Here is a 17,824-nt window from a genome sequence, read left to right on the forward strand (position 1 = left end):
GAATCGGACGCGTGGCGCGCTCAGCGCACCGGCATGCCGGGCCGGGCGCCGGTGTCGGCGTCGAGCAGGGCGAGGGCGCCGGCGTCGAATCCGGCCGAGAGGATCATCCCCTCGCTGAGGCCGAAACGCATCTTGCGCGGCGCGAGGTTGGCGATGAACACGACATTGCGCCCGACCAGTTTCTCCGGCTCGGCGTAGCTGGCGCGGATCCCGGAGAAGATCTGGCGCTGGCCGAGCTCGCCGGCATCGAGCAGGAAGCGCAGCAGCTTGTCGGAGCCGTCGACGAACCCGCATTCGAGCACCTTGCCGATGCGCAGGTCGAGCCTGGCGAAGTCGTCGATGCCGACGTGCGCCGGCGCATTCTCCACCGACGCGGGCATGGGCGCCGGGGGCGTGGCGCCGGCGACGGCTGGCGCCACCGTGGCGGCGTCGGGCCTGGCGGCGAGTGTGTCCTTCGAGGCTTCGGTCATGGCGTCGATCTGCTTGGGGTCGATGCGGGTGAACAGCGGGGTGTAGACGTCGAGCGTATGGCCGGCGAGTTCGCTGAACCCTCCCGGCCGCAGTTCGACGCCGCCGAGGTAGTGCTCGACCCGCGCGACGATGCCCGGCAGGATCGGCTTGAGCATGCCGGCGATATCGGCGAAGGCCTGCAGCGCGGTGCCGAGCACCAGGTGCAGGTCGGCGCGGCGGGCAGGGTCCTTGGCCAGCGCCCACGGCGCGGTCCGGGCGATGTATTCGTTGACGCTGTCCGCCGCCGCCATCGCGTTGCGCGCCACGGCGGCGAAATTGCCGAGTTCGTAGTCCTGCGGCGCGAGCAGGCACGCCTCGCGCACGCCGTCGCGTACGGCGCGTGCCTGTGCGTCCCAGCCTTCGCTCGTGCCAGCCGTCGTGTCGCCTGGCAGGACATTGTCGAAGTGGCCCTGGAGCAACCTGGCGCAACGGCTGGCGATGTTGACGAACTTGCCGACCAGATCGCTGTTCACGCGCGCCACGAAGTCGGACAGGTTGAGGTCGACGTCGTCCACGCCACCGGAAGACTTGGTGGCGAAGTAGTAGCGCAGCGCTTCCGGATCCAGGCCGCTCTCGAGGTAGGTGCGCGCCATGACGAAGGTGCCGCGTGACTTGGACATCTTGTCGCCATTGACCATCAGGTAGCCATTGACGTGCAGCCGTTCGGGCAGGCGCAGGCCGTTGCCCGCCAGCACCGCCGGCCAGAACAGGCCGTGGAAGTTGACGATGTCCTTGCCGATGAAGTGGCGCAGTTCGGCATGGTCGCCGGGCTGCAGCATCATTTCGAACGCTGCCTCGTCGAAGCCGGGCTTGCGGCCGCTGCGGGCGAGCGCCAGCAGGCTCGACAGGTAGCCGATCGGCGCGTCGAGCCAGACGTAGAAGTATTTGCCCGGATGGCCCGGGATCTCGAAGCCGAAATACGGTGCGTCGCGCGAGATGTCCCAGTCGCGCAGGCCGCCCTCGGCGTCGATCCACTCGCGCAGCTTGGCCTTGACTCCGGGGATGCCGACGTCGCCCTGCAGCCAGTCGCGCAGCACGCTGGTGAAGTCGCCGACCTGGAAGAAGAAGTGTTCGGACGCACGCAGCTCGGGCGTCGCGCCCGAGACCACCGAGCGCGGGTTCTTCAGCTCGGTCGGCGAATAGGTCGCGCCGCAGTTCTCGCAGTTGTCGCCGTACTGGTCCTCGGTGCCGCACACCGGGCAGGTGCCCTTGACGTAGCGGTCGGGCAGGAACATCGCCTTGACCGGATCGTAGAGCTGCTCGATCGAGCGTCGCGCGATATGCCCGCCGGCCTCGAGCGTGGCGTAGAAGCGCTCGGTCAGCTCGCGGTTCTCGGCCGAATGCGTGGAGTGGTACCAGTCGAAGTCGACGGAGAAATCGGCGAAATCGCGCTGCTGGCTCGCCTGCGTGACCTGGATGAACTCCTCGGGCGCCACGCCGGCCTTCTCGGCGGCGAGCATGATCGGCGTGCCGTGGGTATCGTTGGCGCACACGAAGTGCACCGTGCCGCCCGCCATGCGCCGCGCGCGCACCCAGATGTCGGCCTGGATGTAGCCGACCAGGTGGCCGATGTGCAGGTGGCCGTTGCCGTAGGGCAGGGCACTGGAGACGATCGCGGGGCGGGGCATGGAGGCGGGCGACGGCGAGGGGCCGCGATTATCGCATGACCCCACGCCTCTCCTGGCGTGCGTGCCGGCGCTGGTGTTCGTGCTTGTTCCGGGCCGTGCTCATGCGCTTATCCACCCATACGCTCACGGGCCCATGCGCTCACGGGCGTCGCGGACCGCCGGGAGCCCGCTGCTTCCCGCCGGCACGAGCACAACCCGCGCGAAAGCGGGTTGCGCGAAGCCCGGCGCAGGCCGGGCCGGCGGGGATGCCTGGGGCGGCTACTGCCGCACCCAGACCTGCGACTTGCAGATGAAGGCGACGCAGCCCGAGACCTCGAGCTTGCCCCCGCCCTCGAGCAGTTCCATCTTCGACTTGTACACCTTGCCCTCGTCCGGCTTGAGGATCGTGCCGCCGGAATAGGCGTCGCCATCGGGCTTCATGCCGCGAATGATCTCCATCCCGGTGATCGGCTTGCCCTTGCGGTCGTCCTTGCACTTGTCGCAGGCCGGGTTCGGCCGGCTCGGAGCGAGCAGTTCGACGATCCGCCCGCTCAGCGTGCCGTTCGCGCCCTGGGTGATCTCCACGATCGACTTGGCCTGGCCGGTCTCGTCGTCGATGGTCTTCCAGCGGCCTTCGGCGGGGTCGGCGGCGGCCGCCTGCATGGGCAGCAGTGAAAAGGCCAGCAGGCAGATGTACTTGAACATGGTGCTCTCCGTACGCGGCATCCGCCGCTGTGGGCGAACCTTATACCGCATCGCATGGCGGGGACAGGTCTGTCCTCCCATCGCCATTCACCGGAAAGCAGGAAGCCCGACCAGGGCCGGGCTTCCTGCGTCATCACGTCGGCGGTCTATTGCCCGAACGCGTACTTCGCTTCCAGATACACGGCACGACCCAGAATGTCGAAGTAGTAGTTGTTCCAGGGCGTGCCGGTCGTGCCGGGATGGTTCTCCGCCTGCTCATCGGGCATCTTGTTGAGCACGTTGTTCACCATCATCGAGAGCGTGAGGTCCTCGGTGGCACGCCAGTTCACACTGGTGTTGTAGGTGATGTAAGGCGCCCACTTGCCGCCCGTCTGCCCGCTCGGATGCTCGTATCCGTAGCCCTGCGCGTACGCCAGGTAATTCGGCGTTGAGCCGATCCGGTTGGCATACAGGGTCGTGGTCCAGTCGCCCTTCGCCCATGCGACCGAACCATCGGTGCGGGTCTTGGCGTAGGAGTCGTAGATCCACATCGAGTACGGATCGCGCAGCAGGTCCACCCCCGGTGTCTCCGGAGTGGCCTGCAGCTTGTGGCGAATCTTGTTGGTGTAATTGCCGGCGAAGGACAGGCTTCCGAAGTTGCCGATGTCCAGCATGTAGTTCAGGCTCGCGGTCACCAGCTCGAGGCTCTGCTTGGCGATGTTGACCTTCGGCGTATACAGGGAGACCAGCTCGCCGTTCGGTCCGCGCGATACCCATTCCAGGATGTTCTCGCACGCGGTAATCGGCGTGCCATCCGCTGCCGAGCGGCAGTAGTATTCGCCGCGCATCAAGCCATCGGCACTGATCGAGTCCACCTCGTTCTCGATCTGCCAGCTGTAGTAGTCCACAGCCATCGACAGGCTGGAGGTAGGCGACCAGACCACGCCGGCATTCCAGACGTCCGCCTCGATCGGCTCAAGCTCGCGGTTGCCGGAGGACTGTCCGAAGAACTGCTCGCTGTCCCATGTACAGTCGTCGGTGTTCCCGGGCTCGAAGCCGGCTTCCCCGCAGCGGTAGTAGTCGGTCACCGAGCTGTAGTACCCGCTGAGACCCTGGAACGTGTCGGCCAGCGACGGCGCGCGGAAAGCGGTGCCGATCTTGCCACGCAGCAGCAGGCTCTCGAGCGGACGGTATTCCACGCCCAGGCTCCAGGTCGGCTTGTCCACGGTCTCGTCGGCGATCTCGAATGCGTCGTAGCGTGCCGAAGCGGTGACCGTCAGCGGTTCGAACAACGGCATGCGCAGCTCGCTGGTCAGAGAGTAGCGGCTGCGGCGTCCCGCACCGCTTACCGAGGTCTGCCCCCAGATCTCCGAAAGCAGCGTGTCGGGATCCTCGATCATGCGGGCGTCCGGGCTGTAGTCCCAACCCTCGTTGCCTACCTCCGCCGCTACCGCGAACCCCGCGTCGCCTCCGGGGAGCGAGAACAGCGAAGTGCTGGTCAGCTGGAAGTGCGCCAGGTTGTCCCAGGTCCGCGATTCGCTATCGACGAAGCCGGTGAACGAGCGGAAATCCTCCGGATCGATCGGGGAGTAGAACGCGGCGTAGTCGGGGGTGAAGACGGGGTAGACGCCGAAAAACGGGTCCACGCCCTGCTGCGGGCCGAGCACATTCTCCAGGAAATAGTTGTCGATCGGATCGCGGAACCTGACCCAGTTGGTTTCGGTCAGGCGGTACTCCGCTCGCGACACGTAGGCGTTGTAGTCCCATTCGCCCAGCATGCCGTTGGCACCGAAGGTGACAGTCAAGGCCTTGTTGGTGTCGGTGTTGGTGATGTCGCGGTAGCCCTCGCCGCCGATGTCCTCCGGCGCGAAGGACCGCTGCAGGTTGACCAGTGTGTCCGGAATGTTGGGATCGTAGAAAGCGCCGAACGTTACGCCGGTTCCCCACCAGGTGTAGTTCGAACCGGTGGCGTATTCCACTTCCTCGTACAGTCCCATCACTTCCGCGTACAGCTGAGTAGTGTCGCTCAGATCGAACGTGCTGTAGGAGTAAATCTGACCGGCATCCTTGCCGTTGCGCAAGGTGCGATAGCCCGGACTCTGGAACGAACCACAGTAGGTCCCGAAGTTGGGACGCGTGAACTGCTGCGTGCTCCCGCTGAAATTACCGGTGGTGTTCTCGCAGTTGTTGGGATCGGTGAAGTAGTACGTGCCGTCGAACGCGTCGAGCACCACGAAATCACGGCTGGGAGCCGCGGCAGTGTAGCCATCGAAGTTGTAGGTGCTCGACAGGTCGCGCTGGTAACCCCACACGGGGTCGCGGGTATCGAGCTGGACGCCTAGGAGGGTGTTGAACCGGCCATCCGCGCTGCTGAAGCTGTCGGCGAAGGTGAAACGGACGCTGTCGCCACCACCCTCGCTGAAAAAGCCCCCGCGCACAGAAAACTCACCCTCTTCGACCGTCTTCTTCAGGATGACGTTGACGACGCCGGCGATCGCGTCCGATCCGTACAGCGACGACTGGCCTCCAGGCAGGACTTCAATGCGGTCGATCAGCGCTACGGGAATGCCGCTGATATTGTTGAACACGTCCGAGCCATTGTAGAGGGCTGGGTAATTGGCCATCGGGCGGCCGTTGATCAGATATTTGGTGTAGCCCGGGTCGAGGCCGAACATGCTTGCAGCCTCGGCGCCCTGGGTGAAGGACGCGCTGGTCTGGCCGCCCTGAATTCCGCCTGTCGCGAAGCTCGATTGCTGGAGAACATCGGAGACGCTCTGGAAGCCGCGCATCTGGATGTCTTCCGCGGAGATCACGGTCACCGGCGTCGCTGTCTCGATCTGACTCTGCGGGATCAGCGAGCCGGTTACGGTGACCTTGTCGAGGGTGCGGGCGGTGGTCGGCGTGTCGGAGGCGTCCTGCCCGTCAACGTCCTGGGCGAATCCGGCGCCGGTCGAACTCAGCATTACGGCGGTCATCAGCGCCGAGCTCAGGCGGCTCGGTCGCGGGCGGGTGTGTCGAATCGTCATGTGGTCTGATTCCAAGTGGGGAAGACAGGCGGACCCATTCCGGACAAGGTCCGGCACACGCGAGGTCCGCGAAGGATCGGGTGAAGGCCCGACGTCCCGAACTTAACATATGGTTAACCGACGGAACAAACACTGCAAACAGTGTCATCGCAATCTGTTAGCACGCCTATTCGCGGGGGCGACGGGCCTCGAAAATCCTCGCCGGGGCTTAGAATTGTCGAGATGACGCTCCCGCAAGTTCCCGGTCGTTCCGTCCAGCCGAAACTGTCGCCCCATCCCCGCATCCGCAACATCCTCGCCATCGGCTCGGGCAAGGGCGGGGTGGGGAAGTCGACCACGGCGGTGAACCTGGCGCTGGCGCTCGCGGCCGAGGGTGCCCGGGTCGGGGTGCTCGACGCGGATGTCTACGGACCGAGCATCCCGACGATGCTGGGCCTGTCGGGCAAGCCCGACAGTCCGGACGGCAAGTCGATCCTGCCGATGCGGGCGCACGGGATCGAGGCGATGTCGATCGGGTTCCTGGTCGACGCCGACACGCCGATGATCTGGCGCGGGCCGATGGCGACTTCGGCGCTCACCCAGTTGCTCAACGACACGCTGTGGGGGGGTGAAGAGGGGCTGGATTACCTGATCGTCGACCTGCCGCCGGGAACCGGCGACATCCAGCTCACGCTCGCGCAGAAGATCCCGGTCGCCGGCGCGGTGGTGGTGACCACGCCGCAGGACGTGGCCACGCTCGATGCGCGCAAGGCGCTGCGGATGTTCGAGAAGGTGGAGGTGGCAGTCCTGGGGCTGGTGGAGAACATGGCCCAGCACGTGTGCTCGAACTGCGGCCATGTCGAGCACCTGTTCGGGCACGGCGGCGGCGAGCGAATGGCCGCGCAGTACGGCGTGCCGCTGCTGGGATCGCTGCCGCTGGAGATCGGGATCCGCGCGCAGGGCGACGCCGGCGTGCCAATCGTGGCCGCGTCCCCGGGCTCGGCCGCCGCCGCGGCCTACCGCGCCACTGCCGAGCGCCTGCGCGAGGAACTCGAGAAGCGTCCGCGCGCGCCGCGGGGCATTTCCGCTTCACTCCTGTAAATCGGCCTGGATCTGCGCAGCAGCGCTGTCCGGGTGAGCGCCTGCGATCCGGCGCCGGCGCAGGCGTACCCGGGCGCTTCGATCCCTGCGACCATCGACGAGTGGGGCAACTACGCTTCCGGCCTTGTGCCACCTCCGAGCGTGAGGCACCCGGCGCGATGCGCAGAACCAGCGGGGATCGACGGCTGACGGCGGGCCGGGGCCCGCCCTACAATGCCGGGTTCAGGGCCGCGTGGCCGCAGGGAACTCCGCACCGCATGAGCATCAAGAGCGACCGCTGGATCCGGCGCATGTCCGAGCAGCACGGCATGATCGAACCCTACGAGCCGGGTCAGGTGAAGGAAGCCGCCGGCGGTCGCATCGTCAGCTACGGCACCTCCAGCTACGGCTACGACGTGCGCTGCTCGCGCGAGTTCAAGATCTTCACCAACATCAACTCGACCATCGTCGATCCCAAACGGTTCGACCCGAAGAGCTTCGTCGACATCGAAGCCGACGAGTGCATCATCCCGCCCAACAGCTTCGCGCTGGCGCGCACGGTCGAGTACTTCCGCATCCCGCGCGACACCCTGGTGGTGTGCCTGGGCAAGAGCACCTACGCGCGCTGCGGCATCATCGTCAACGTCACGCCGCTGGAGCCGGAGTGGGAAGGACACGTGACCCTCGAGTTCAGCAATACCACGCCGCTGCCGGCGCGGATCTACGCCAACGAGGGCGTGGCGCAGATGCTGTTCTTCCAGTCGGATGCCGACGACGTGTGCGAGACCTCGTACCGCGACCGCGGCGGCAAGTACCAGGGACAGACCGGCGTCACGTTGCCGAAGACCTGAGTTGGCGCGCAGCGAGGCGCGCCCCTATTCCGTCGCGCCCGCGCCGATGCGCCGGTCGTGCGGCGTGCTGAGTGCGACGCGGAGGGCGATGCGCAGCGCTTCCACGATCGATTCCAGCGGCAGCGCGCCCGGGGTGCCCGCGGCGGCGTTGTCGATCGCCGGAGGGACGTGTACGAAGCCCGCCCGGATCCTGCGCCGGCGAAGCATGTGCATCATGCCGTAGAACACGTGATTGCAGACGTAGGTGCCGGCGCTCTGCGAGACTTCGGCCGGAATCCCGGCTTCGCGGATCGCGGCGTACATCGCCTTGATCGGCAGGGTCGAGAAATAGGCCGCCGGGCCGCCGCGCACCACGGCGAGGTCGACCGGCTGGCGGCCCGCGTTGTCGGGGATGCGGGCATCGTCGACGTTGATCGCCACGCGCTCGAGCGAGATCTTGTCGCGACCGGAGGCGAGGCCCGTGCACAGCACCAGCGCGGGACGCACCTCGAGGATCGCGCGCCGCAGCGCATCGCGCGCCACGCCGAACTCGACCGGCAGTCGACGCGCGACCACGCGATGACCCGCGATCTCCTCCCCATCGAGCACGCGCGCCGCGTCCCAGCTCGGATTGCCCGCGGCGCCGTCGAACGGCGCGAAGCCGGCAAGCAGCACGTGGCGCATGCGTGGGTGCCGGGTGCTCATCGGAAGACGATCAGGTACATCAGCACGATATTGCACGCCAGCAGCGGCAACGCGGTGGCGACCTGCTGGCGGATCACCGCATTGGGGTCCTTGAGTTCCAGCAGCGCGGCGGGCACCAAATTGAAGTTCGCCGCCATCGGCGTGAGCAGGGTGCCGCAGTAGCCCGAGAGCATGCCGATCGCGGCCAGCGGCGCGGCATCGGCCCCGTGCAGCTGCACCAGCAGCGGCAGGCCGATGCCCGCGGTCATCACCGGGAAGGCGGCGAAGGCGTTGCCCATGACCATCGTGAACAGCGCCATGCCCAGCGCGTAGGCGAGTACCACCACGAAGCGGTTGTCGACCGGGATCGCCATTTCCACCAGCGCCGCCACCGCCTCGCCCACGCCCGCGGCCGCGAACACGCCGCCCAGCGTGGCCAGCAGCAAGGGCAGCAGCGCGGCCCAGCCGACGGCATCGATCAGCCGACGCGACTGCTCCACCGCGCTCCAGGGCGTCTGCCGCGTCAACCGGCAGGCGGCGACCGCCGCGACCACGCAGGCGATGCCGAGCGCGACCAGGGTGGTCTGCTCGCGCCCCAGCAGGTAGACGCCGCCGAAGGCCACGTCCTTCAGCACCACCGCCAGCAGCACGCAGACCCCGGGGATCAGCAGCGCAGGCCAGAACAGGCGGTTGCCCAGGCGCGTGGCTTCGATCCGTTTCGCCTCGTCCGAAGGCTCGTCGTAGCGCCCGCGACCGAGCCCTCCGAATCCGGCCAGGCAGGCCAGCACCACGACCACGACGCCGACCACGACGGGCGCCAGCCGGTCCGCTGCCAGGAACATCAGCCCGAGCAGACCCCAGAACAGCGCGGTCGCGTGGCGGCGCGGATTGTGGCGATCGCGCAGGCCGAGCGCGGCCACCGCCAGCAGGTAGATGCCGGCGAGCCAGTAGATCATCTGCAGGGTGATCACGCGGCCGGTTCCCGGTTTGCCGCGTCCCGCAGTGCCGCTGCCTCGCGCGCAAGCTGCGCGTCCATCCGCAACAGCCGCGAGGCGTGGATGAGGAAGGCGCAGATCGCCGTGGGAATGCCCCACAGCGCGATGTGTAACGGTTCGAGCACGATGCCGTGTTCGGCGAAGAAGCCCTGCATCAGCAGCACCGCGCCGAAGGCGATGAACACGTCTTCGCCGAAGAAGCGGCCGACGTTCTCGCTGGCGGCGGTCATCGCCTTGATCCGCTCACGGGTGGCCTCCGGCAACCTGCCGTGGGCGTTCTCGGCGGCACCGACCGCCATCGGAGCCATCAGCGGGCGCACCGTCTGCGCGTGCCCCCCGAGATCGACCAAGCCCAGTGCCGACAGCAGTTGCCGGCCGCCCAGATACGCCGTGAGCGCGCGACCGGCGGTGGCACCGCGCAGGCGCGCGATCCACTGCTGCGCGCGTTCCTTCAGGCCGTGGCGCTCGAGCAGGCCGATCGCCGGCAGCGTGAGCAGGAACAGCGCGAGGTAGCGCTGCTTGGTGAAGGCCTCGCCGATCAGCGCCAGCACGTCCAGCGGGGCGATCCCCGCGAGCAGGCCGGTGGCGATGCCGGCGGCCACCACCACCAGCGCGGGATTGAGCCGCAGCACGAAGCCGAGGACGACCAGGGCGATGCCGAGCAGCGGCCACCAGTTCATGCCGCCGCGTCCGGTGCGAGAACGCGGATGCCTTCGGCTTCCAGCGCGGCCCGCAGCGCGGCGGCGAAGCGCGGTGCGTCCGGGCGATCGCCGTGCAGGCACAGGGTGTCGGCGCGCAGCGGGACACGACTGCCGTCGAGCGCGACCACCACACCCTCGCGCAGCATCGTGCGGACCTGGGCCAATGCCGCTTCGAGGTCCTCGATCACCGCGCCGGGAAGGTCGCGTGGCGTGAGGCGGCCATCGGCGCCGTAACTGCGTTCGGCGAAGGCTTCCTCGGCGACGGGCAGGCCGGCGAGACGACCGGCCTCGGCCAGGGCCGAGCCGGACAGCGCGTACAGCCGCAGCGTCGGATCGATGGCATGGACCGCCGCCGCGATGGCATCGGCGACGTCGATGTCGCGCGCAGCGAGGTTGTACAGCGCGCCGTGCGGCTTGACGTGCCGCAGGCGCGCGCCAGCGGCGTCGCAGAGTGCCGCCAGCCGCCGTACCTGGGCCAGTACCAGGACGTGGATGGCGCCGGGGCCGAGGCCGAGTTCGCGCCGGCCGAAGTGCTCGCGATCGACGAACGACGGGTGCGCGCCGATCGCCACGCCATGCGCAAGGCACAGCGCGACAGCTGCCTGCATGGTCTCGTCGCTGCCGGCATGGCCGCCGCAGGCGATGCTGGCCGAGCTGATGTGCGGCACGATCGCGGCGTCGTCGCCACAGCCTTCGCCGAGGTCGCAGTTGAAGTCGATGCGGTCAGGCAAGTGCGCGCTTCGCGTCGAGGGCCAGCGCGATTCTATGCAGGCGCTGGCGCTGGCGGCAAAGCGCGTCGCGGGCCTCGCCGGGCGTGCAGGGCGCGAAGCGCACCCGGTCGCCGGGCCGCAGCTGGGCCAGCAGCGGCCAGTCGGCGCGGATCGCGTGGCCGATGCGCGGGTAACCGCCGTGCGTCTGGGCGTCGGCGAGCAGCACGATGGGCTGGCCGTCGGCCGGCAGCTGGATCGTGCCGGGCATCACCGGTTCGGAGACGCGCTCGCCGCCATCGGCCGCGGTGAGCACGGGCCCCGCCAGCCGCAGCCCCTGACGATTGCTGTCGGCGCGCACGGTCCAGGCGCGGCCGTGCAGCGCAGCGGGTGGCGCGGTCGCGTCGCTGCCCGGCAGGACGCGCACCAGCGGCTCCGCGCCCGCGGGCCGGTCGTCGAACGCCGGGTCGATCCACCACGGTGCGATGTGCAGCGTCGCGGCCCCGGCGGACGGTGCGGCAAGCGCCAGGCGGTCGCCCCGGCACAGGGCGCGGCCCGCGTGGCCCCCGAATCCGCCGCGCAGGTCGGTGCTCGCGCTGCCCAGGATCGCCTCGGAGCGCACGCCGCCTGCGATCGCCAGGTAGGCGCGGGCGCCTTCCGTGCAGCGGCCGATCCGCAGCGTGCTGCCGGGGGGCAGGTCGAGCGGACGATGGCCGGGCACCGGCGCGCCGCCGACTTCGGCGTCGACCGGGGCGCCGCACAGTGCGATGCGCGCCGCGCGGTGGAAGCGCAGCGTCGGGCCCGACAGGGTGATCTCCAGTGCCGCGGTGCCGGCGGGATTGCCGACGACCAGGTTCGCAAGCGCGAAGGCCCACGGATCCAGCGCACCCGCGCCGCCGACGCCGAGATGACGCAGGCCCTGGCGACCGCCGTCCTGCAGCAGCGTCGCCAGCCCCGGCGAGAGGACTTCGATGCTCATGCCGCGCCGCGCCCGCATGCGGCGCGGAACGCGGCCTCGTCGATCGCCACGAAGCGCACGCGCGCGCCGGCCGGCAGCAGGCAGGGCGGATCGCGACGGGGGTCGAACAGCGCGACCGGCGTGCGCCCGACCAGATGCCAGCCGCCCGGACCTTCGCGCGGATAGATGCCGGTCTGGGCGCCGCCGATCGCCACGCTGCCGGCGGGCACGTGGGTGCGCGGCGTACTCCGGCGCGGAATCGCAAGGCGCGGGTCGAGTCCGAGCAGGTACGGGAAGCCCGGAGCGAACCCGGTCATCGCCACCCGGTAGTCGCCCGCGCAATGCAAGGCGACCACCTCGGCCGCGGAGAGTCCCGCGTGCGCGGCCACCGCCTCCAGGTCGGGTGCGAACGCCGGGAGATGGCAGACCGGCACCTCGATCGCCGGCAGGGAGGCCTCAGGCGATGCGTGCGGTTCGTCATCGCCCGCCAGCAGGGCACGCAGCGCTTCCGCCGCATAACCCGTGTCGTGGAGGCGATCGCAGGCGTCCTGCGCGAGGCAGACCGCGAGCGATGCGTACGCCGGCACCACTTCGCGCACCCACGGCAGCCCGGCCGCCTCGATCCGCCGCACCAGCGCGTGCACGCGCGCGTTCACGGCCGGATCGATGCGGCGGTCCAGGCGCAGCAGCAGCGCGTCCTCGCCGAGCGGCTCGATCGTGAGGCCGCTCACGCGCGCAGCGCGGCCTCGAGCAGGCGGATGCGCCCGACCAGCGCGTCGGGCGAGTACGGGCGCGCGGCCACGCGCCCCCAGACCGGCGCCGGCCAGGCGGGATCGTTCTCGAAGCGTGCGATCACGTGCACGTGCAACTGCGGCACCAGGTTGCCCAGGGCGGCCACGTTGAGCTTGAACGGGTGGAAGACCTCGCGCAGCGCGCGTCCGGCCAGATCAATCTCGTCGGTCAGGCGGTGGCGCTGGGTGGCGTCGAGGTCGAGCATTTCGCGCGCGCCGGCCACGCGCGGCACCAGCACCAGCCACGGGTAGTTGGCGTCGTCCATCAGCCGCAGCTCGCACAGGTCGAGCGTGGCGAGTGGATGGGTATCGCTCGCGAGCTGCGGATCGAGCGCGTAGGGGCCGTGGGCATTCGTGTTCATGGTGCCTCCGGGCCGCGCAGCGCGGCATCGAGGAAGGCCAGCGTACGCTTGCGCGCAAGCGCCGCGCTGGCTGGATGGAAGTGGCGGGGATCGACGTCGCGGTTGAAGGCATGGCCGGCGCCGGGATAGACGTGGATCTCGGCTTCGGGCCACGCGTCGCGGTGGGCCTGGATGTCGTCCGCGGGGGTCGTCGCGTCCTCTCCTCCGAAGTGGAACAGCATCGGCGCCCGCAGCGGTTCTCCCAGAAACGGGCGCGAGCGCGCGCCGTAGTAGGACACCGCCGGCAACCCGAGCCGTGTATTGGCGAGCAGAGCCATGCTGCCGCCCCAGCAGAAGCCGGCCACCGCCGTCTTCAGGCCCTCGCCGCGCAGCTGCTCCGCCGCGGCCCCGATCACCGCCACCGCCCGTCCGGTGCCCAGTTCCTCGACGAGCGCCCGTCCGCGCGCGAAGCCGGCCTCGTCGTAGCCCAGCTCGACATTGCGGGCCACCGGGTCGAACAGCGAAGGCGCCAGCGCCACGTAACCGGCCGCCGCGAACCCCTCGGCCACGCTGCGGATATGGGCGTTGACGCCGAAGATCTCCTGCACCACCACCACCGCGCCCAGCGCGGCGGCGTGTCCGGGCGGATCGGCGCGCCAGGCGTCGGCCGGCCCCTGCGGCCCGTGGATGACGATGTCGCGGCCCATGCGCAGGCTCCATCCGGCGGAGGCCCGATTCTAGCCGAGGCTATAATTCGCGCCCCGTGACGCGTCGGTGCGTCGCGCGTCCCCGTCCGCGTCCGGTCCCTCATGCCCGCTGCCAGTCCCAAGGTCGGTTTCGTCAGCCTCGGCTGCCCCAAGGCGCTGGTGGATTCCGAGCGCATCCTCACCCAGCTGCGGGTCGAGGGCTACGACCTGGTCCAGAGCTACGACGATGCCGACGTGGTGGTGGTGAACACCTGCGGCTTCATCGATTCGGCGGTGGCCGAATCGCTGGATGCGATCGGCGAGGCGATGGCCGAGAACGGCAAGGTGATCGTGACCGGCTGCCTGGGCAAGCGTTCGGAGCTGATCCGTGAACAATACCCGGACGTGCTCTCGATCAGCGGGCCGCAGGACTACGACAGCGTGATGGGCGCAGTGCATCGCGCGTTGCCGCCGACGCACGATCCGTTCCTCGACCTGCTACCGCGGCGCGCGCGCGAGGACGAGGTCGGCATCAAGCTCACGCCGAAGCACTACGCGTATCTCAAGATTTCCGAAGGCTGCAACCATCGCTGCAGCTTCTGCATCATCCCCTCGATGCGCGGCGACCTGGTCTCGCGCCCGGTGGACGAGGTGCTGCGCGAGGCCGAACGGCTGGTCGAGCGCGGCGGGGTGCGGGAACTGCTGGTGGTCTCGCAGGACACGTCCGCCTACGGCGTCGACCTGCGGTACGCCGAACGGGAATGGCGCGGCCGCGCGTATCAGACGCGGATGAAGGCGCTGTGCGAGGGCCTGTCCGAACTGGGCGTGTGGACGCGGCTACACTACGTGTACCCGTACCCGCACGTGGACGACACCATCCCGCTGATGGCCGAAGGCCGCCTGCTGCCCTATCTGGACATCCCGTTCCAGCACGCCAGCCCGCGCATCCTGCGGCTGATGAAGCGCCCGGGCGCGGTGGACCGGGTGATCGAGCGCATCGCAAGCTGGCGCGCGATCTGCCCCGAACTGACGATCCGCAGCACCTTCATCGTCGGCTTCCCCGGCGAGACCGAGGCCGAGTTCGAGGAACTGCTCGATTTCCTGCGCGAGGTGCGGCTGGACCGGGTCGGTGCGTTCGCCTATTCGCCGGTCGCGGGCGCCACCGCGAACGCGCTGCCCGATGCCGTGCCCGAGGCGGTGAAGCAGGCGCGGCTGGCGCGGTTCATGGAGGTGCAGGCGGAGATCTCCGCGCAGAAGCTCGAAGCGAAAGTCGGCAGCGTGCAGCGCTGCCTGGTCGACCTGGTCGACGGCGAGCTCGCCATCGCCCGCTCGATGGCCGATGCGCCGGAGATCGACGGCGTGGTGCAGGTGCAGGATGGCCGCGATGCTGGACTGCAACCGGGAGACTTCGTCGACGTGCGGATCCTGGGCAGCGACGAGCACGACCTGTACGGCGAGACGCTCGCGCCGCTGCGCGTGCTGGACTGAGCCCTGCGCCCTTGCGGGCCCGGCTGCCGGGAGTGCGAGCGCGGAGAGGTGTTCGACGACCTCGATCGCGAGGTCGATGGCATTCCCTGAGCCGCCGGACGGCGCTCAGCCGCCGTAGCGCACGTCGAGGATGAAGAAGCGCGCCACGCCGGCCGGCAGCTGTGCCTCGAATTCGTCGTCCACGCGTTTCTTGAGCATTGCGCGGGCCAGGGGCGAGTCGATGCTGATCCACCCGCGTCGCGCGTCGGTCTCGTCCGGACCCACCACGCGGTAGCGCGCGGTCTCGCCACTGGCGGCATCTTCCACCTCGACCGTCGCGCCGAAGAACACGGCCAGCGGATCCGACGGCACCGTATCCACCACGCGCAGCGTCTCGAGCCGTTTGCCGAGGTAGCGCACGCGCCGGTCGATCTCGCCCAGCTGCTTCTTGCGGTAGGTGTATTCGGCGTTCTCGGAGCGGTCGCCCTCGGCCGCCGCCGCCGCCAGGGCGCGGACCACCTCCGGCCGCCGCACGCGCCACAGGTCGTCCAGCTCGGCTTTGAGTCGCGCGTGGCCCTCCGGTGTGACCAGCGCGGTGCTTTTCTCGGCGGGAGGACGCCAGCGGCCCAAGTCGGTGCGGTCAGCCGCGGCGCAGGCTGGTGTTGGCGTTGCCGGCGATCGGCCTGCCCTCGGTATCGAGCGCGCGGAGCTCGTCCTTCGACACGATCTCGAACCAGCGATCCGCGGCCTGCTTGGTGTCCGGATCGAACTGCAGGCGCGTGCCGTCGGCGTCGACGGTCCAGGTGCCCGCCGTCTCGTGGCGCGTGTCGCGGTCCCGGTATGCCTCGACCAGCCGGAAGGTGCCGTCGTCGCCGATCTGCACGCTGGTGTCGATGCCGGGGCAATCGGCGCAGGGCAGGGTGCCGGCGAACCGGCCGGCGAAGGCCTTGCGGTCGAAACCCGCGGGATCGTCGGGGCTGTGGTGCACCACCGCGGTGGCATCGATGCCATCGGGCGTGCCCGCTTCCGCGTGGGCGGCCGTCGCGACCGGCTCGGGAGCCGGTTCGGGGCTGGGGTCGGGGTCGGGCGTGCAGGCGGCCAGCGCCCACAGCAGCGGGGCCAGGGCAAGACGGGTGAGGTGGCGATGGACCATGGGAGCGGCTCCTTGTCGAACGGAACGGGCGAACGCGAGTCTGGGGCGGCGGGGGTGAACGGTCCGTGCCGCCGCCGTCCGACTCACTTCAGGATGCCGCCGAGGATGCCGCGCACGATCCGGTTGGTGATCGTGCGCGCGGCCTGTTTGCCGGCGGCCTGCACCACGCCCTGGCGACGCTTCGTGCCGAACAGCCACTCGTTGACCGCCCGGCCCATGCCGCCTTCCTGCGCGGCAGCTTCTTTGTCCGACTTCGCGGCGGGCGCGCCGGCCTGCGCGGTCGCCGTTTCCGCGCGCCTGGCGAGCAGCTCCGCGGCCGATTCGCGGTTCACCGCAGTGTCGTACTTCGTGCCCAGCGGACTGGCGGCGCGCACCTGTGCGCGCTCGGCATCGGTGATCGCGCCCATGCGGCAGCGGGGCGGGGCGACCAGGGTGTGTTCGACCGGCATCGGGACGCCCTTGTCCTGCAGGGTCGAGACCAGCGCCTCCCCGGTGCCGAGCCTGCCGATCGCCTGCGCCACGTCGAGGTGCGGGTTCGCGACGAAGGTCTCGGCGGCCGTCCGCACCGCCTTCTGGTCGCGCGGCGTGAATGCGCGCAGCGCGTGCTGCACGCGGTTGCCGAGCTGGCCGAGGATGTCGTCCGGCACGTCGTCGGGGAACTGCGAGCAGAAGTACACGCCCACGCCCTTGGAACGGATGATGCGCACCACCTGTTCGATGCGTTGCTGCAGCGCCGGCGGCGCGTCGTCGAACAGCAGGTGCGCCTCGTCGAACACGAACACCAGCCTGGGCTTCTCGAGGTCGCCGACTTCCGGCAGCGATTCGAACAGTTCCGACAGCAGCCACAGCAGGAAGCTCGAATACAGCCGGGGCCGCAGCACCAGCTGGTCGGCGGCCAGGATGCCGACCACGCCGCGGCCGTCGTGGGTGGTGCGCATCAGGTCGTGCAGCTCGAGCGCGGGCTCGCCGAAGAAATGGTCGCCGCCGTCCTGCTCCAGCCGGAGCAGCGCGCGCTGGATGGCGCCGATCGACTGCGGGCTGACCAGGCCGTACTCGGTGGAGACGGTCTTGCGCTCGGCGGCCACCAGGTTGAGCAGGGCGCGCAGGTCGTCGAGGTCGAGCAGCAGCAGGCCGCGGTCGTCGGCCAGCTTGAAGGCGATGTCGATCACGCCCGACTGGGTGTCGTTGAGTTCCAGGATCCGCGAGAGCAGGGTCGGCCCCATTTCGCTGACGGTGGTGCGCACCGGATGGCCCAGCTTCCCGTACAGGTCCCAGAACACCACCGGGCTGCCTTCGGGCGCCCAGCCGTCGATGCCGATCTGTTCGATGCGTGCCTGCAGCTTTTCGTTCGCGGTGCCCGGCACCGCCAGGCCGGCCACGTCGCCCTTCACGTCGGCCAGGAACACCGGCACGCCGATCCGGGAAAAGCCCTCGGCCAGCGTCATCAGCGTCACCGTCTTGCCCGTGCCGGTGGCGCCGGCGACCAGCCCATGGCGATTGCCGTAGCGCGGCAGCAGGTGCACGTGGCCGCCGTCCGCGGTGGTGATCGCCTTGCCGACGAGGAGGGGGTCCATGCGTGCGATCCTGGTGGAGTCGTGCCGATTCTAGGCGCTGGCGACGACCCG

The 17,824-nt window shown here is 69.5% G+C and carries 17 protein-coding genes; 3 read left to right on the top strand and 14 right to left on the bottom strand.

Annotation, left to right across the window (positions count from 1 at the left end):
- Window positions 1–20: 20 nt before the first annotated feature.
- From metG to QFW81_RS08895, 3 genes are all read right to left on the bottom strand, one after another.
- Complete coding sequence (gene metG / locus QFW81_RS08885) at window positions 21–2,138, bottom strand: methionine--tRNA ligase (RefSeq protein ID WP_280578382.1); 2,118 nt, start codon at window positions 2,136–2,138, stop codon at window positions 21–23.
- Between the two features lie 258 nt (window positions 2,139–2,396).
- Window positions 2,397–2,843: a DUF2147 domain-containing protein gene (locus QFW81_RS08890; protein WP_280578383.1), complete on the bottom strand. Its 447-nt coding sequence runs from the start codon at window positions 2,841–2,843 to the stop codon at window positions 2,397–2,399.
- Window positions 2,844–2,968: 125 nt separating this feature from the next.
- A complete protein-coding gene (locus QFW81_RS08895; RefSeq protein ID WP_280578384.1) occupies window positions 2,969–5,827 on the bottom strand; it encodes a TonB-dependent receptor plug domain-containing protein in 2,859 nt (952 codons plus the stop codon).
- Between the two features lie 222 nt (window positions 5,828–6,049).
- On the opposite strand from QFW81_RS08895, the gene apbC reads away from it, so the two are divergent.
- A complete protein-coding gene (gene apbC / locus QFW81_RS08900; RefSeq protein WP_280578385.1) occupies window positions 6,050–6,907 on the top strand; it encodes an iron-sulfur cluster carrier protein ApbC in 858 nt (285 codons plus the stop codon).
- Between the two features lie 257 nt (window positions 6,908–7,164).
- The gene (gene dcd / locus QFW81_RS08905; RefSeq protein WP_280578386.1) at window positions 7,165–7,737 is read left to right on the top strand and encodes a dCTP deaminase; all 573 of its coding nucleotides are present in this window, start codon (window positions 7,165–7,167) and stop codon (window positions 7,735–7,737) included.
- A 24-nt stretch (window positions 7,738–7,761) separates the two neighbouring features.
- Here dcd and pcp read toward each other — a convergent pair whose 3' ends face one another.
- The 8 genes from pcp to QFW81_RS08945 are packed head-to-tail and all read right to left on the bottom strand — an operon-like array spanning window position 7,762 to window position 13,600.
- Entirely contained in the window at window positions 7,762–8,421 is a 660-nt protein-coding gene (pcp, locus tag QFW81_RS08910) for a pyroglutamyl-peptidase I (protein ID WP_280578387.1), read from the bottom strand.
- On the bottom strand, window positions 8,418–9,371 hold the full coding sequence (locus tag QFW81_RS08915) for a DUF979 domain-containing protein (protein WP_280578388.1): 954 nt from the start codon (window positions 9,369–9,371) through the stop codon (window positions 8,418–8,420). The genes pcp and QFW81_RS08915 overlap by 4 nt, the downstream gene beginning before the upstream one ends.
- On the bottom strand, window positions 9,368–10,075 hold the full coding sequence (locus QFW81_RS08920) for a DUF969 domain-containing protein (protein ID WP_280578389.1): 708 nt from the start codon (window positions 10,073–10,075) through the stop codon (window positions 9,368–9,370). The genes QFW81_RS08915 and QFW81_RS08920 overlap by 4 nt, the downstream gene beginning before the upstream one ends.
- On the bottom strand, window positions 10,072–10,827 hold the full coding sequence (locus QFW81_RS08925) for a 5-oxoprolinase subunit PxpA (RefSeq protein ID WP_280578390.1): 756 nt from the start codon (window positions 10,825–10,827) through the stop codon (window positions 10,072–10,074). The genes QFW81_RS08920 and QFW81_RS08925 overlap by 4 nt, the downstream gene beginning before the upstream one ends.
- Complete coding sequence (locus tag QFW81_RS08930; protein ID WP_280578391.1) at window positions 10,820–11,782, bottom strand: 5-oxoprolinase subunit C family protein; 963 nt, start codon at window positions 11,780–11,782, stop codon at window positions 10,820–10,822. The genes QFW81_RS08925 and QFW81_RS08930 overlap by 8 nt, the downstream gene beginning before the upstream one ends.
- Window positions 11,779–12,492: a 5-oxoprolinase subunit PxpB gene (gene pxpB, locus QFW81_RS08935; protein ID WP_280578392.1), complete on the bottom strand. Its 714-nt coding sequence runs from the start codon at window positions 12,490–12,492 to the stop codon at window positions 11,779–11,781. Before pxpB ends, QFW81_RS08930 begins: the two co-directional genes overlap by 4 nt.
- Complete coding sequence (locus tag QFW81_RS08940; RefSeq protein WP_280578393.1) at window positions 12,489–12,914, bottom strand: HIT family protein; 426 nt, start codon at window positions 12,912–12,914, stop codon at window positions 12,489–12,491. The genes pxpB and QFW81_RS08940 overlap by 4 nt, the downstream gene beginning before the upstream one ends.
- Entirely contained in the window at window positions 12,911–13,600 is a 690-nt protein-coding gene (locus tag QFW81_RS08945) for a dienelactone hydrolase family protein (RefSeq protein ID WP_280578394.1), read from the bottom strand. Before QFW81_RS08945 ends, QFW81_RS08940 begins: the two co-directional genes overlap by 4 nt.
- A 102-nt stretch (window positions 13,601–13,702) precedes the next feature.
- Here QFW81_RS08945 and rimO point away from each other — a divergent pair, with 102 nt between their 5' ends.
- Window positions 13,703–15,067 carry a 30S ribosomal protein S12 methylthiotransferase RimO gene (gene rimO / locus QFW81_RS08950; protein ID WP_280578395.1) on the top strand — a complete coding sequence of 455 codons (1,365 nt, stop codon included), beginning with the start codon at window positions 13,703–13,705 and terminating at the stop codon, window positions 15,065–15,067.
- A gap of 105 nt (window positions 15,068–15,172) precedes the next feature.
- Here rimO and greB read toward each other — a convergent pair whose 3' ends face one another.
- The 3 genes from greB to QFW81_RS08965 all read right to left on the bottom strand — a co-directional run bounded on the left by greB (window position 15,173) and on the right by QFW81_RS08965 (window position 17,773).
- On the bottom strand, window positions 15,173–15,676 hold the full coding sequence (gene greB / locus QFW81_RS08955; protein WP_280578396.1) for a transcription elongation factor GreB: 504 nt from the start codon (window positions 15,674–15,676) through the stop codon (window positions 15,173–15,175).
- 10 nt (window positions 15,677–15,686) lie between these two features.
- Window positions 15,687–16,199, bottom strand: a complete 513-nt coding sequence (locus QFW81_RS08960; RefSeq protein ID WP_280578397.1) for a copper resistance protein NlpE — start codon at window positions 16,197–16,199, stop codon at window positions 15,687–15,689.
- Between the two features lie 83 nt (window positions 16,200–16,282).
- Window positions 16,283–17,773, bottom strand: a complete 1,491-nt coding sequence (locus QFW81_RS08965; protein WP_280578398.1) for a helicase HerA-like domain-containing protein — start codon at window positions 17,771–17,773, stop codon at window positions 16,283–16,285.
- Window positions 17,774–17,824: the final 51 nt, after the last annotated feature.

The organism is Luteimonas kalidii, assembly GCF_029887935.1.
GTDB classification, from domain to species: Bacteria; Pseudomonadota; Gammaproteobacteria; order Xanthomonadales; family Xanthomonadaceae; genus Luteimonas; species Luteimonas kalidii.